We start from the raw sequence: 14,871 nt of genomic DNA on the forward strand, positions 1-14,871 counted from the left end.
CCAGTTGAAGGAGCGACGATGACTACCACACTGTTCACCAACGCACATATCGCCACCGGAGAACCCGGAAGCACGGCTGCAAGCACCCTGCCATTGCAGGACATTCTCGTCACGGATGGTGTGTTCACCGCATTCGGCCCCGGACTCGCGCAACAATATGAGGCTCAGGGTGGTGATCTGGCGGCCATTGAGGTGGTCGATCTGGGCGGCAAACTTGTCTGCCCACCGTTCTGCGATACGCATCTGCACCTTGATTACGTATTCACGGCCCGCAAGCCCGGTGCGGTGAATGAAAGCGGAACCTTGTTTGAGGGCATCCAGCGATGGAGTGAGACCAAGTCCGACTTGACGGTCGACGAGATCAAGCAGCGCGCGAAAATCGGCATTAAGAAAGAAATGCTGCATGGCGTGCAGCTCATTCGATCCCATGCCGATGTGACCGACCCGAACCTGACCTCGTTAAAGGCGCTGCTGGAGCTTAAGGAGGAATTGAAGGATACGGTCACTCTCCAGATCGTCAGCTTCCCGCAGGAGGGCATGTACTCCTACGAGGGCCCGCATGGCGAATCGGGTGCCGAGCTGGTGGAGGAAGGACTCAAGATGGGTGCCGACTGCGTGGGCGGCATCCCCCATTTCGAACAGTGCCGTGAGTTTGGCGAGCATTCCATGCACACGGTAGTTGAGTTGGCTTCGAAATACGACAAGCTCATCGACGTGCATTGCGATGAGACGGATGATCCGAATTCCCGTTACGTGGAGCTGCTTTCGGCGCTGGCATATAAGGCTGGCATTGGCCCGAAGGTCACCGCCAGCCACACCTGTTCGCTGGGATCGGCGGACAACGCCTACTTCTTCCACCTGACCAAGCTGCTTAAGGCGGCGCATATCAACTTCGCCTGCGCCCCCACCGAGAACCTGTATTTGCAGGGCCGTCAGGATACCTTCCCCAAGCGCCGTGGCATCACGCGAGTCAAGGAGCTCACTGAGGCGGGTGTCAATGTGTCATTGGGCCAGGATTCAATGCAGGACCCGTGGTACCCGTTGGGCAATGGCAATATGATGCTCATTCTTGATTATGTGCTGCATTTGGCACAGATGATGAGCTTTGAAGAAATCGACGATGCGTTGAAGTTCCTGACCGTCAACGGTGCCACTACGTTGGGCCTGCGCGATATGTACGGCTTGGAAACGGGCAAGCCAGCAAACTTCATTGTGCTGGACGCCGATAGCGTGTTCAACGCCGTGTATGAGCGCTGCTCGGTATTGCGTTCGGTGCGCGCCGGCCGCACGCTGTTTACCCGCGAGGAGACCATCGACACCGGACTCGCCCTGCTGTAATAATCCGACACAAACAGTAGCTCCCCTTGACAGGGGAGCTGTCGCCAGAGGCAACTGAGGGGTAGACCACAAACGTGCACATCATGTGTGCGCAGGTCTACCCCTCAGTCAGCTTCGCTGACAGCTCCCCTGTCAAGGGGAGCTTTGCTGGTATGCGCTAGCTACGCTATCGAAACGGACTACTCCTGCGGAGCGTCACCGGAATCGGCGGGAGCGGATTCGGCCGGCTCAGTGGCCGGAGTGGCGTCGGCTGGAGTCTCGCCATCAGTGGCGGCACCGTCTTCGGCGGGCTTATCGGCGGCGGCCGGCTCCTCGAACTCCTCACCCTTGAAGGTGAATTCGCCGAGGATACCCTCGCCTTCCGCATCCACAATCACGCGCTGACCGTCTTCGAGATCGCCCATCAGGATCTTCTCGGAGATGGCGTCCTCGATGTCGCGCTGAATCACGCGGCGCAGCGGACGGGCACCGAGCAGCGGGTCGAAGCCCTTCTGCGCGAGCAGGTCCTTGGCGGCGTCGGTGAGTTCGAGCGACATATGACGGTCGAACAGGCGGTCGTTGAGCTGCTTGACGTCCAGATCCACGATCTGGCGCACCTGCGGCTCGGTGAGCTGCTTGAAGACGATGATGTCGTCCAGACGGTTCAGGAACTCCGGGCGGAACTGCTGCTTCAATTCGGAGCTGACCTGGTCCTTCATGCGCTGGTAGCTGGACTCGTTGTTGGCACCTAGGTTGAAGCCCGTGTTGGCGGCCTTGGCGATGTCTCGCGTACCGAGGTTGGTGGTCAGGATGATGATGGTGTTCTTAAAGTCCACCTTGCGGCCCTGACCGTCGGTCAGGTGGCCGTCATCGAGCACCTGCAGCAACGTGTTGAAGATGTCCGGATGAGCCTTTTCGATCTCGTCGAACAGCACCACGGAGAACGGCTTGCGGCGCACCTTTTCGGTGAGCTCGCCGCCTTCCTCGTAGCCGACGTATCCCGGAGGCGCACCGAAGAGTCGCGAAGCCGCGTACTTCTCGGAGAACTCGGACATATCCACGCGAATCAGCGCGTCCTCATCGTCGAACAGGAATTCGGCGAGCGTCTTGGCCAGCTCGGTCTTGCCGACGCCGGTGGGGCCGGCGAAGATGAACGAACCGGACGGGCGCTTCGGGTCCTTCAGACCCACGCGAGTACGGCGGATAGAGCGGGACAGGGCGGAAACCGCCTCGTCCTGGCCGATGATGCGCTTGTGCAGTTCGGCTTCCATGTTGAGCAGTTTCTTGGACTCGGCCTGAGTCAGCTTGAACACCGGGATACCGGTGGTGGAGCTGATGACCTCGGCGATCACGTCCTCGTCCACGACCATCTTGACGTCGGACTCGCCTTCGCGCCAGGAGTCTTCCTTCTGCTTGCGATCGGCTTCCAGCTTCTCCTGCTTGTCGCGCAGTTCGGCGGCCTTCTCGAAGTCCTGGCCCTTGATGGCCTCGTCCTTGTCGGCGGCGATCTTGGCGATCTTCTCGTCGAGTTCCTTGAGCTCAGGCGGGGCGGTCAGGCGCTTGATGCGCAGGCGTGCACCGGCCTCATCGATCAGGTCGATGGCCTTGTCAGGCAGGTTACGGTCCTGGATGTACCGGCTGGACAGCTCTGCGGCAGACTGCAGCGCGCCATCGGTGATGGTCACGTGGTGGTGGTTCTCGTAACGGGAACGCAGGCCCTTCAGGATCTCGATGGTCTCGGCGATGGTCGGCTCGTGCACCTGAATCGGCTGGAAACGGCGTTCCAGAGCCGCGTCCTTCTCGATGTACTTGCGGTACTCGTCGGTGGTGGTGGCACCAATGGTCTGGAGCTCGCCACGGGCCAGCATCGGCTTCAACATGTCGGAGGCACCCAGCGCGCCGTCAGCCGAGCCGGCGCCCACGATGGTGTGAATCTCGTCGATGAACAGCACGATGTCGCCACGAGTCTTGATTTCCTTCAGCACCTTCTTCAGGCGCTCCTCGAAATCACCACGGTAGCGGGAGCCTGCCACCATGGAACCGAGGTCCAGCGAGTAGACCTGCTTGCCCTTCAGGGTTTCCGGCACGTCGCCGGCTTGGATCTTCTGGGCCAAGCCTTCGACCACAGCGGTCTTGCCCACGCCGGGCTCGCCGATCAGCACCGGGTTGTTCTTGGTGCGGCGGGAAAGCACGACCATAACGCGCTCAATCTCGTTGGTACGGCCGATGACCGGGTCCAGCTTGCCTTCAGCGGCTTCGGCGGTCAGGTTGCGGCCGAACTGATCGAGGATGGCGGAACCGGACTTGTTCTGCTTGTCCGTCACGCCGCCGGCGTTGGCCAAGTCGCCCTTGCCGTCACCGGTGCCGGTGCCGGAGTTGCCGCGAATCATATCGATGGTCGCGCTACGCAACTCGCCCAGATCGACGTCCATCTTGATGAGCACCTGGGTGCCCACGCCTTCGCCTTCGCGAATCAGGCCGAGCAGGATGTGCTCGGTGCCGATGTAGCTGTGGCCCAGCTGCAGGGCTTCACGCAGCGAAAACTCCAACACCTGCTTGGCGTGCGGAGTAAAGGGGATGTGCCCGTTCGGAGCCGCGTTGCCCTTGCCGATCATTTCTTCAACCTGCTTGCGGGTGGCATCCAGCTCCACGCCCTTCGAGGCGAGTGCCTTGGCGGCTACACCCTCACCTTCGCGGATCAGGCCGAGCAGCAGGTGTTCGGTGCCGATGTAGTTGTGCTGAAGGGCCCTCGCCTCTTCCTGCGCCAACACGATCACGCGCCGTGCACGGTCGGTAAACCGTTCGAACATGCTTGTCCTTCCTCAATTGACATTCCGTCTTACTCTACCGATTCACGATGACGTTTATTCATCGGATTCCACGAATTGCGCCGTGAGAGGAGAAGAAAACGATATGCTGGTTCTAGATTCACCCGTAGTCGATTACAAGGAGGCTCGAAATGAGTGAAGCTGCAACCAAGCCCGACATCGTTGTCGGTGTGGATGGTTCCGATGAATCCTTTGCCGCGCTGAAGTGGGCGCTTGAGGAGGCCTCGTTAACCGGCCAAAGCGTCAACGCCGTGTTTGGCTGGACGCATTCCTGGGATATGGGATCCGAACCGGACAGTGACGAGGCCTGGGCCAAGGTCCGCCACGATATTGCCAACGAGCTGCGTGTGTGGGTCGACAAGGCCGCTGCAGGCATCGACTTCGATCCGGCGAATCTGAAGCTCACCTCGGTGAAGGCCTCCGGCACTTCGGCCCTGCTGCAGATCGGCCATGATTCGCAGCAGATCGTGGTCGGCCGCCGCTCGCTGAGCCGTATGGCCCGCTGGTTCATGGGGTCCCTGTCCGCTTCGCTGGCCGAGGCCGCCGAAGTGCCGGTGACCGTGGTGCGCATCGCCGGCAGCGAGGATGAGACCGTGACCGACGCCATTGCCAACGCCCTGACTCCGGGAGACAAGCCCGTTCACTACACGCAGCCTCAGCCGGTGGTCGAGGAGGCTCGCCGCCCGGTGGTGGTTGGTGTGGATGGTTCCGAGACTTCCCGCCGCGCGTTCGATTTCGCACTGGAAGAAGCACGACTGCACGACGCGCCGCTGCATGTGATGTTCTGCTGGCAGCTCAAGGATTTGGGCGTTATTCCGGGCTATGAGAACGCCGTGGCACCGGTGAAGGTCGGTCAACGCCGCGCCGAGGAGATTCTCGCCGAGCTGATGGCCAAAGCCGAGATTCCCGATGGCGTCAAGGTCAGCACAAACGCCTTCCATATTCCCGCATCCAAAGGTCTGATCGCGGCCTCGCGGTACGCCAGCCATCTGGTGGTCGGCTCGCGTGGCCTGTCCGGGCTGGACGCGCACTTCCTGGGATCGGTGTCCCGCCAGATCGTGAACTTCGCCGAGTGCACGGTGACCGTGGTGCACTGATTCACCGAAATCGGCATGGAGTGCTAACGCACGCCTCGGTGATGGGTTTGCAGGGAGGAATTCTTTATTCCTGCAACCCCATCACCATCTACTTTTCGCGGAATTCGGAGTTTATTCTTCGTCCGCCCTGTTCTGGCGCAGCTGCTCGATGAGATCGATGACGGTTTCGAGTTCAGGAGCCACATCGTCTGAAGGACGAGCGTTATCCTCTTCGTCGTCCATCTCATCATCCTCATCATCATCGGCAACGGTGTTGTTGAGGATATCCTCTTCGGTGGCCTCGTCGTCAGCATCAGACTTGGACTCGTCGCTGGAATCAGCTGCATCAACATCCACAACGGAATCGGATGCGTTCTGTGCAACGGACTCATCACCGGCAGACTGGGATTGCGAGGTCCCGTCACCTGCCGTCCCCTCAGCGGGCTCAGTATCGACGGCGTTCCCGTCAACAGTCTTCTGTGCTTCGATATCATCGCCGGCAGGCTCGCCTGTCTTGTCGGTTTCGCCTTCGGCCTCGTCCTGGGCAGCCGGCTCCTGCTTGCGCGGACGGTTGGCCACCACGTCGATATGCAGATCGTCGAAAGCAGGCTTGGACTGCACCCACAGCTGGCTTGGCTCGGGAGGTTCGATTTCGGAATGCTCGCCGCAGCCGTGGTCCAGGGAAACCACGCGGCCGTCATCCGGACTCCACTTGTTGGCGCACACGCCGAACATACGGTCGAGTTCGCCCGCGAGCGGCACGAAGAAACCACAGGTGGAGCACAGGTTGCCTTCGGCGGTTTTGGTGCTCAACGCTTTGGGGCCTCGCGGACCTTCATACCAACGCTTGGCAGCCTGCGCACGACCCAACGAGGTCAGCACGTGACGGCGGGTCAGTCGGAAGGTCTCGACGGCGTCGTTGACATCCTGCAGCGAGGATTCCTCGACTTCGCCTTCCTCGATGCGCTCGTCATCCGGATCGGTACCGATCGAATCGGTGGGAGCCAGATCCGTGGGCTCGAGGCGATCCTTCCAAGGAATCCACTTGGGCGGCATCAACGCGCCCTCAGTGGGAATCAAGGAGGATTCGTTGACGGTCCAAGAGTCGATCTCCTCGTCGTGATACAGCGTCACCGACCATTGCCATCCTTCGTAGCCACGGATATTCGCGGCGAAGCGGAAGTCAGTGACGTGATCCTCAAGATCATATGAGGTAACGAAATCCCCCACCTGATCGCTCTCGTCGGCCACTTCGAGCAGCACGGCGCGCGCGATGGCGTGAGGGTCCGGTGTCACGATGGTTTCGGTGGTATCAGTCATAGATCAGATCAGTCCTGTACATCGAATTGATCCGCCACCGCACGCAGCAACGTGGCCAGCTTTTTGCTGTCGGCAGCAGATGGGTAACGGTGACGGCGCAACGTATTACCGGCCGCATCAAGCATCTTGATGAGGTCCTCGCAGATGGCGGCCATGTCATCCGCCTTCGGGCGGGTGGCCTTGACCAAGCTGGGAGCGGAGGCGATCAGGCGAACATCCATGGCCTGCGGCCCACGACGGCCGTCCACCACGGAATACTCCACCTTGGCCCCCTTGCGCAACGTGGTGGCGCCAGTGGGTAGGGCCTGAGCCGGCAGGAACACGTCCTTGCCTTCCTCACTGGTGATGAAGCCATAACCCCTGGCTGCGTCAAACCAACGAACTCGACCGGTGGGCATTGCGAACCTTCCTTAATCCTCAATGGAAATAGTAAACCGAAGGTACAGTTTACCTCACAGGGCTTGACCTCACGCTTTGGGCTGAGTCGCCTGAGTCTTACGCTCAGAGCTGAACCAAGAAGTCTTCTGTTTGGCGTCCTTGGTTTTGCCGGTGGACTGCTTGGGCTCAGGCGCGGCGATTTGCTCAATCGGCAGCACCACGGTGAAGGTCAGGCCTCCCCCATCGGTGCCGGTGGCGCAGATAAAGCCGTGATGTGCTTTGACCACGGATTGCGCGATGGCCATGCCCAAACCAGTACCGCCCTTTTCTCGGGCACGGGACGGGTCCGCGGTGTAGAAGCGTTCGAAAATCTTCGAGCGTGATTCAGGCGGCACGCCGGGGCCATGGTCCACAAAACGCAATACGGCGTATCGATAGCCGGTCTGCATCGAGGCACCTACTTCGGCGGCGTCGATGAACCGCCGCATTGACGCGTCGCTGGCGGGCATGCGAGCGAGCTGTCTTGGATCGATGGCGGCCGGCATCACACCGAGCGCGGCTTCAGCGGGCGAATCGGCAGGCGTGTAGCGGTGGATGTTGCCCACGATGTTGGTCACCACCTGGCGCAGTCGAGAGGCATCACCGGGCAGTACGACCTCAGGCCAATCGCCTTCGGCAAGGTTGAATTCGGCGGGATGGTTCAAATCGCGCGCCGGTTCGAGGGAAATCCGCATGCGGCGAACGGCACGGTCCGGGTCGAGCGCGTGCAAATCGTCGACGGCGTCGGTGACCAGCGACGAGAGTTTCACCGTGCCGGTCATATCGATGCCGCGCCCCTCATCGAGACGGGCCAAAGACAGCAGATCCTCAACAAGAACAGTCATGCGCTGGCTGGACCGTTCGATATGTTCGATGGACTCGTCCGCACGCTCCAAGGCACCAGGCATATCGCGCTGCATCTTATACAGCTCCGCATAGCCATGGATGGCGGCCAACGGGGTGCGCAGCTCATGGCTGGCGTCGGAGACGAACCGTTTCATCTTGTCGGTGGTCTCCTCCTGCTCATGGAAACTGGATTCTATTCGGGTGAGCATGGAATTCAGCGAGGCGGCCAGAGAGCCGACCTCGGTGTTTTCCGGCGCGGAAGGAATACGTTGGCTCAGGTCACCGGCTGCAATTTTCGCGGCGGTCTTCTCGATGCGCTTCAGCGGCGTCATCGTGTGCTGGATGATCAGCGTGGACAGGGAGCCGCCGAGCAGCACCACGGCGATGCCGACCACAATGCAGTATCGGGTGAGTGTTTTGACGGTGTCGATCTGGTCGGCCAGCGACAAGCCGATGTACACCACGGCCCGGTCCTTGCCGTTTTGTTGGAAGGTCACCGGCAGAATACGCCATGGTGCCCTCGCCGTGACGATGGCGGCATGGTTGGCATTGACAGTGGGGTTGGCCAGTACCTTGGTGATGGTGTCAGAGGAATTGGAGTTTCCGTTGGCCGAATCGTTCTGGTTGTCCGCACTGTCGGACTGCACCGTAATGATCTGCTTGGCCACCGCCTGCGTAGTGAATGCCTGACCGAGCGTGATGCCATTGGTATCGCCATAGGTAGGCAGAATCGGCACCGATACGATACCGTCCTGCATCTGCGGCATCAGCGGAGTCACGACCAGAGGATTGCCTTCTTTGTCTTTGGTTCCGTCGGTGTATTGAATCTGCAGAAAGTACGAGTTCGGCCCCGATGAGTCATTTTTTGACAGCAGATCGATATTGTTGACCACCAGTTGGCTTTGCGAGCTTAACTGGGTGTCGGTTTTCTGCAGCATGTAGTTGTTCACCAACGCGCGGATGGAGAAGGAAATCACCGACACGCCGATGAGCAGCACGGCGATGGTGCAGGCCACCAGCTTGCTGCTCAACGAGATACGGTCGATATGCCGCATCAGCATGTTTTTCTTACGCTCGCGCTGCTCTTGGAAATGGGCGGCGAACGGCGACATTGCAGGCATGGGATTCGTGTTCGGGGCGGCGTTCGGCGTGCTGCTCGGCGGTACGCCGCCTGACTGCTTATCGGGGATACTCATGAGATTGCGATACGTTATGGATGGAGGCGATTAGTTCTTCGGTTCGCGAATCATGTATCCGATGCCGCGCTTGGTTTCGATCAGCGGAGTCACCTTGCGCTTGCCGCCTTCGCCGTCGTCGACCTCGATGCCGTCGACTTTCTTGCGCAGGTAGGAGATGTACGATTCGACGATGGCTGCGTCGCCGCCCCAGTCGTATTGCCAGACATGGTCGAGAATCTGTGCCTTGGACAGTACTCGGCCCTCGTTGTCCATCAGGTAGCGCAGCAGCTTGTATTCGGTAGGGCTCAGGTCAACCGGCTGCCCTGCACGGGTCACGTCGTGGGAGTCCTCGTTGATTTCCAAGTCGGCAACGCGAATAATCGGGTCGTCTTCCACCTGTTCGCGGGTACGGCGCAGAATGGCGCGGATGCGAGCCACGACTTCCTCGAGGCTGAACGGCTTGGTGACGTAATCGTCACCGCCGACGGTCAGGCCCATGATCTTGTCTTGGGTGTCGTCACGAGCGGTGAGGAACAGCACAGGGGCGTTAATGCCTTCCTGGCGGATGCGACGGGTGACGGTGAATCCATCGATGTCAGGCAGCATGACGTCCAACACGATGAGATCAGGCTGCACTTTTTCGATAACCTCAATGGCTTCGGAACCGGAAGCGGCGGTGTTTACCTCGAATCCGGCGAAGTGCAGGGAAGCGACCAGCAGTTCTCGGATGGACGGCTCGTCGTCGACAACAACAATCGATGCTTCAATAGGCTTACTCATGTTTCCTAGAGTGTCGCGCTCTTCTGGGCGTTTCCTGAATGTCATCTTGGAGTTCGGCCTTGGAATCCTTCTTGATCTCCTCGCGCCGACGAATCACCACCATGACCACGATGATGATGACCAGCGCCACCAACACCACGCCCATGATGATTATGCCTACGGTCACCGTGGACGATGGGGTGGAGGCTTTTTTGGATTTCACGATTTGATCCATCATTGCCGTTGCCGCGCCAGACCAGCTCTGCGGTTTTTCCAGTAACGGCTGCCGCGCGGCGTCGGATAGCTTATCGACGGTTTTTTTATCGAGAAGCCACTTATCGGAGTTCTTGGACACGACGACCACCAGGTTGCCGTCATTCGAGGCCACGGCAAGCATCACTGTGTTCGGCTTGGGATTCATGGACTCCATCACGGTTGCCGCCCAGTCTCCTGGTTCCTGTTGACTATTGAAACTGGAAAGATACAGCAGATGCACGTGTACACCGGTTTCCTTCTCAGTTTTGGCGATGGCATCCGTGACTTCGGCCACATGGGAGCCCAGGAGATTTTCCGTATCCGTGATGTTCTCGGTGATGGTCACGCCGCTGTCGGTGCTGCTGCTGGAGCTGTCAGAGCTGTCGCCTGAGTTATCCCCATAGGCATTTGCAGTTATCCACATTGCGTTCATCGCTACTGCAGCAAGGGCGCAAATGGCGCAAACAAGCCATTTTCGGACCATATTCCCGAAGGCCGAATAGGACGGCTCCGAAGCTAGGACCACAATAGTTGTTTTTCCGTCTTCCCGATTCGTTGTTGACATATCCTCCACCTTAACGGCCGGTATTGGCAAGCGGCCGCCATACATACCATTAACTCTCTAGAAAAGGAGCAACGATGCCCCAATATCAGGTAGATTCCGAGCGAATCCAATCATCCTCGGCCGCAGTGGCCACTTCGATCTCGCAAATCAGGCAGGCCGTGGGCGGCATGTACACCAATCTCAATGCCTTGCAGGACGCATGGCGAGGTTCGGCGGCCACCCAGTTCACCGCGGTAGCCGAACAGTGGCGTGCGGCCCAACAGCAGATGGAGGCCTCACTCGAGTCCATCCAACGCTCGCTGACGCAAGCCTCCACCGTGTACGCTGACGCCGAAATCCAAGCTTCGCGCCTGTTTGCCAGCTAGTTTCTTGGCTCTCCTCCCTGAGGGGGCTGGAATACAAAAAAGGGGACTCCCGAAGGAGTCCCCTTTCAGCTCAATCAGCTAGCGATCGTTTGCGGATCAGTAGCCCATGTCGGCACCGGCGGCCGGGGCAGCAGACTTCGGCTCCGGCTTGTTGGCAACGACGGCCTCGGTGGTCAGGAACAGACCAGCGATGGAGGCGGCGTTCTGCAGAGCGGAGCGGGTCACCTTGACCGGGTCGGTCACACCGGCGGCCAGCAGGTCTTCGTAGGTGTCGGTGGCGGCGTTGAAGCCTTCGCCATCAGGCAGGGAGCGGACGGTGTTGATGACCACGTCACCGGACACGCCGGCGTTCTCGGCGATCTGCTTGATCGGGGCCTCGATGGCGCGGAACACGATGGCGGCACCGGTAGCCTCTTCGCCGGTCAGGGAGGTGACGGCCTCGGTCTTCTCGGCCTTGGCAGCAGCCTGAACGAGGGCCACGCCACCGCCGGGCAGCAGGCCTTCCTCGATGGCGGCCTTGGCGTTACGCACGGCATCTTCGATGCGGTGCTTGCGCTCCTTGGCCTCGACCTCGGTGGCAGCGCCGACCTTGATGACAGCCACGCCGCCAGCCAGCTTGGCCAGACGCTCCTGCAGCTTCTCACGATCGTAATCGGAGTCGGTGTTCTCGATCTCAGCGCGGATCTGGGCCACGCGAGCGTCGATGTCTTCCTTGGAGCCAGCGCCCTGAACGATGGTGGTCTCGTCCTTGGAGACGATGACCTTCTTGGCGTGGCCGAGCACGGAGGTGTCGACGGACTCGAGCTTCAGGCCCAGTTCGTCGGAGACAACCTGAGCACCGGTCAGGATGGCCATATCCTGCAGCATGGCCTTGCGACGGTCGCCAAAGCCCGGGGCCTTGACGGCGCAGGACTTGAAGGTGCCACGGATGTTGTTCAGGATCAAGGTCGGCAGTGCTTCGCCGTCGACGTCCTCAGCGATGATCAGCAGCGGCTTGCCGGTCTTCATGACCAGCTCGGCCACGTGCACGATGTCCTGCTGGGAGGAGACCTTGCCGGAGGTCAGCAAAATGTACGGATCTTCGAGCACTGCGGTCTGGTCGTCAGCGTTGGTGACGAAGTACGGGGCGATGTAGCCCTTGTCGAAACGCATGCCCTCGGTGAAGTCGAGGTCCAGGCCGAAGCGGTTGTTGTCTTCAACGGTCACAACGCCGTCCTGGCCGACCTTGTCCAGAGCCTCAGCGATCTTCTCGCCGACCTCAGGGTCAGCGGCGGAGATGGTGGCGGTAGCAGCGATCTGGTCCTTGGTCTCGACGTCCTTGGCGGCAGCGACGAGTTCCTTGACGATGACCTCGGTGGCCTTCTCGATGCCGCGACGCAGGGCGATCGGGTTGGAGCCGGCGACCACGTTCTTCAGACCCTCGTGAACCAGGGACTGAGCGAGCACGGTTGCAGTGGTGGTGCCGTCACCGGCGACGTCGTCGGTCTTCTTGGCGACTTCCTTGACCAGCTCGGCGCCGATGCGCTCGTACGGGTCTTCAAGGTCGATTTCCTTGGCGATGGACACGCCATCGTTGGTGATGGTCGGAGCGCCGTAGGTCTTGTCGAGCACGACGTTGCGGCCCTTCGGGCCCAGAGTGACCTTGACGGTGTTGGCGAGCTTGTCAAGGCCCTCCAGCATGCCCTGACGGGCTTCCTCATCATAAGAGATGATCTTTGCCATGGTTGCGTATTCCTCCAAATGGCTAGGTATACCGGTTATCACTCGCAAGCGTCGAGTCGTGACGACCAGCCGTCAGCTGCCGATTATCACTCTCGACCTCCGAGTGCTAACCCAGACATTAGCACTCGCGCCCGCCGAGTGCCAACACCATCGGCGGCGATTGCGCTTTGGGCATGAAAAAGCCCCAACCGTCGAAACGGTCAGGGCCTTCAAAGCACATCCTTGCGTGCGTGTTGCTCACTCGGAGCGGGCTTCACCCGAAGACAGCTTGACAACATCCTTTGCCTGCGTGCCTTTGCCGGACGAAGCGGGCGTATACTCCACGCGATCGCCTTCGTACAGCATTTTGAACTTATTGGTGCTGCCGTCGTCCTTGATTTCCGCGTAGTGCACGAAAACGTCCTCGCCGCCGTCATCCGGCTGGATAAACCCGAACCCCTTCTTGGCAAGGAAGAACTTCACGGTACCTTGTGCCATATCTGGTCTTTCCTTTGTTCCCTTGGGCGTCGCGACACAAAACCTATAGGGAACGTAGAAAGAACCGCATCGCGCTCCCCCTACCTCGCGACTAGATGACGATTGTACAGTGACGAGGGAACAATCTCAACCGCAGTGGCACATTTTCGGTACGAATTATTCCATAGGCGTGAGAACGCTCACAGTTTTCGATGTATTTCTCGCCGATATCAGGGGCGCATCAACAACGCTAGTTGAGCAACACCACCGTAATGGGAACGGCGAGTCCTTGCACCTGCTCCACAGCCGAAATGCCAAGCGTGGTCGCCACATCCTCAGCGGTGGCCTTATCGGTCTCATTCTGATACCACACCACGGAAGAAGCCGGCAATGTGCCGCTCGGATTGGTCGCCTCGACACTGGTGTAACCGGCGGTCTGCAGCACATCGGCCTGCTGACCCGCATATCCTTGGATTCCTGTGGCGTTGACCACACGCACCTGCGTGGCCTTATTCACAGTCGCGATGGCTTCGGACTGCTGAGACTGCTGATCGGAGTTTTGATTCTCATTCGAGGATGTCGTGTCACTGTCGGTATCGGACTTTGCCGAATCCGAAGTCGAGTCCTTGGACGAATCGGTCGAAGTGGACGAGGAATCATCCTTGGTGCTGTTCTTGGTCTCAGCCTTGCTGGACGAATCGGACTTGGACGTGGTCGCCGTCTGGGACGATCCTCCCACTACATTCTTGTATTCTCCGGAAATCCATGCCCAGGCCCCGACACCGCACAGCGCGGCCACCAGAATAACGACGATGAACGGGCAGAGGCGGGCCATTACCGAACGAGCGCCACGGTGAACTCCCACCGGTCCCTTCGGAGGATTGTCGAAGGAATCCGGTTCATAGGATTCGTAGGTCATCGTGTCGCGTGCCATAATCGCCCTTTCTTCCTATCAAAACTACCCATGAGTGTAATCGGCAAACAACTCATCAGTCCACCACACCACGCCCCATGCACCGGATATGCACGTTTGACTACAGTGGTGAGTCATGATCAAACCATTGAGCGAACTGGTAGAGCCAGGGTGGGCCCATGCCTTGGCCGACGTGGAGCCCACCATCCACCATATGGGCGATTTTCTTCGTGTGGAAAACGCCGCCGGGCGCCCGTGGCTGCCGGCAAGCCACAATATTCTGCGCGCGTTCACCATCCCGTTCGATTCCATCAAGGTGCTGATTGTCGGCCAGGACCCCTACCCGACCCCGGGTCACCCGGTGGGTTTGAGCTTCTGCGTGGCGCCAAATGTTCACCCGCTGCCGAAAAGCCTGATCAATATTTATAAGGAATTGGTTGACGACCTTGGGGTGCCCATGCCCACCAACGGCGATCTGACACCGTGGACGGAACGTGGGGTGATGTTGCTCAACAGATGTCTGACTGTCGGCGTCGGGCGGCCAAATTCGCATCAGGGCAAAGGCTGGGAGGAAGTCACCGAGGCCGCGATTCGTGCGTTGAACGCGCGCACGGACGCCGACGGCAAGCCCCAGCCGCTGGTGGCGATTCTCTGGGGGCGTAATGCGCAAAGCCTCGAGCCATTGCTGACCAATGCCTTCATTATCAAATCGCCTCATCCGAGTCCGCTGTCCGCTTCCCGCGGATTCTTCGGCTCCAAACCATTCTCCAGAGCCAATCAAGCCCTAGTCACCATGGGTGCCGACCCGGTGGATTGGACTCTTTAGGCAGGCCAACAGTCATTGTGAGTAGTTA

General features: G+C 59.6%; 13 protein-coding genes. 4 read left to right on the forward strand and 9 right to left on the reverse strand.

What is annotated here, in order from left to right; genetic code table 11:
• Positions 1–18: 18 nt before the first annotated feature.
• Positions 19–1,338: an amidohydrolase family protein gene (locus tag Q5H31_RS00605; RefSeq protein ID WP_007053197.1), complete on the forward strand. Its 1,320-nt coding sequence runs from the start codon at positions 19–21 to the stop codon at positions 1,336–1,338.
• Positions 1,339–1,517: 179 nt separating this feature from the next.
• Here Q5H31_RS00605 and Q5H31_RS00610 read toward each other — a convergent pair whose 3' ends face one another.
• Positions 1,518–4,127 (reverse strand): ATP-dependent Clp protease ATP-binding subunit, encoded by a 2,610-nt coding sequence (locus Q5H31_RS00610; protein WP_007053196.1) that lies wholly within the window; start codon positions 4,125–4,127, stop codon positions 1,518–1,520.
• A gap of 149 nt (positions 4,128–4,276) precedes the next feature.
• Here Q5H31_RS00610 and Q5H31_RS00615 point away from each other — a divergent pair, with 149 nt between their 5' ends.
• Positions 4,277–5,242, forward strand: a complete 966-nt coding sequence (locus Q5H31_RS00615) for a universal stress protein (RefSeq protein ID WP_013410845.1) — start codon at positions 4,277–4,279, stop codon at positions 5,240–5,242.
• 111 nt (positions 5,243–5,353) lie between these two features.
• Here Q5H31_RS00615 and Q5H31_RS00620 read toward each other — a convergent pair whose 3' ends face one another.
• The 5 genes from Q5H31_RS00620 to Q5H31_RS00640 all read right to left on the reverse strand — a co-directional run bounded on the left by Q5H31_RS00620 (position 5,354) and on the right by Q5H31_RS00640 (position 10,420).
• Positions 5,354–6,541, reverse strand: a complete 1,188-nt coding sequence (locus Q5H31_RS00620; protein WP_014485460.1) for a DUF3027 domain-containing protein — start codon at positions 6,539–6,541, stop codon at positions 5,354–5,356.
• A gap of 8 nt (positions 6,542–6,549) precedes the next feature.
• On the reverse strand, positions 6,550–6,939 hold the full coding sequence (locus tag Q5H31_RS00625; protein WP_014485459.1) for a cold-shock protein: 390 nt from the start codon (positions 6,937–6,939) through the stop codon (positions 6,550–6,552).
• 69 nt (positions 6,940–7,008) lie between these two features.
• The gene (locus tag Q5H31_RS00630) at positions 7,009–9,000 is read right to left on the reverse strand and encodes a HAMP domain-containing sensor histidine kinase (protein WP_013410836.1); all 1,992 of its coding nucleotides are present in this window, start codon (positions 8,998–9,000) and stop codon (positions 7,009–7,011) included.
• 30 nt (positions 9,001–9,030) lie between these two features.
• Positions 9,031–9,762, reverse strand: a complete 732-nt coding sequence (locus Q5H31_RS00635; RefSeq protein WP_007053191.1) for a response regulator transcription factor — start codon at positions 9,760–9,762, stop codon at positions 9,031–9,033.
• Positions 9,755–10,420, reverse strand: coding sequence for a TPM domain-containing protein (locus Q5H31_RS00640; RefSeq protein WP_302457378.1), 666 nt, complete (start codon positions 10,418–10,420; stop codon positions 9,755–9,757). The genes Q5H31_RS00635 and Q5H31_RS00640 overlap by 8 nt, the downstream gene beginning before the upstream one ends.
• A gap of 215 nt (positions 10,421–10,635) precedes the next feature.
• Here Q5H31_RS00640 and Q5H31_RS00645 point away from each other — a divergent pair, with 215 nt between their 5' ends.
• Complete coding sequence (locus Q5H31_RS00645) at positions 10,636–10,926, forward strand: WXG100 family type VII secretion target (RefSeq protein ID WP_007053189.1); 291 nt, start codon at positions 10,636–10,638, stop codon at positions 10,924–10,926.
• 96 nt (positions 10,927–11,022) lie between these two features.
• Here Q5H31_RS00645 and groL read toward each other — a convergent pair whose 3' ends face one another.
• The 3 genes from groL to Q5H31_RS00660 form a co-directional block, all read right to left on the reverse strand.
• Entirely contained in the window at positions 11,023–12,648 is a 1,626-nt protein-coding gene (gene groL, locus Q5H31_RS00650; RefSeq protein WP_007053188.1) for a chaperonin GroEL, read from the reverse strand.
• Positions 12,649–12,885: 237 nt separating this feature from the next.
• The gene (locus Q5H31_RS00655; protein WP_007053186.1) at positions 12,886–13,125 is read right to left on the reverse strand and encodes a cold-shock protein; all 240 of its coding nucleotides are present in this window, start codon (positions 13,123–13,125) and stop codon (positions 12,886–12,888) included.
• Positions 13,126–13,354: 229 nt separating this feature from the next.
• The gene (locus tag Q5H31_RS00660) at positions 13,355–14,038 is read right to left on the reverse strand and encodes a LytR C-terminal domain-containing protein (RefSeq protein WP_007055622.1); all 684 of its coding nucleotides are present in this window, start codon (positions 14,036–14,038) and stop codon (positions 13,355–13,357) included.
• 115 nt (positions 14,039–14,153) lie between these two features.
• Between Q5H31_RS00660 and Q5H31_RS00665 the strand changes: the two genes are divergently transcribed.
• Positions 14,154–14,843, forward strand: coding sequence for a uracil-DNA glycosylase (locus Q5H31_RS00665; RefSeq protein WP_302457374.1), 690 nt, complete (start codon positions 14,154–14,156; stop codon positions 14,841–14,843).
• Positions 14,844–14,871: the final 28 nt, after the last annotated feature.

It is taken from the genome of uncultured Bifidobacterium sp., from assembly GCF_959020155.1.
In the GTDB taxonomy this organism is placed as follows: domain Bacteria; phylum Actinomycetota; class Actinomycetes; order Actinomycetales; family Bifidobacteriaceae; genus Bifidobacterium.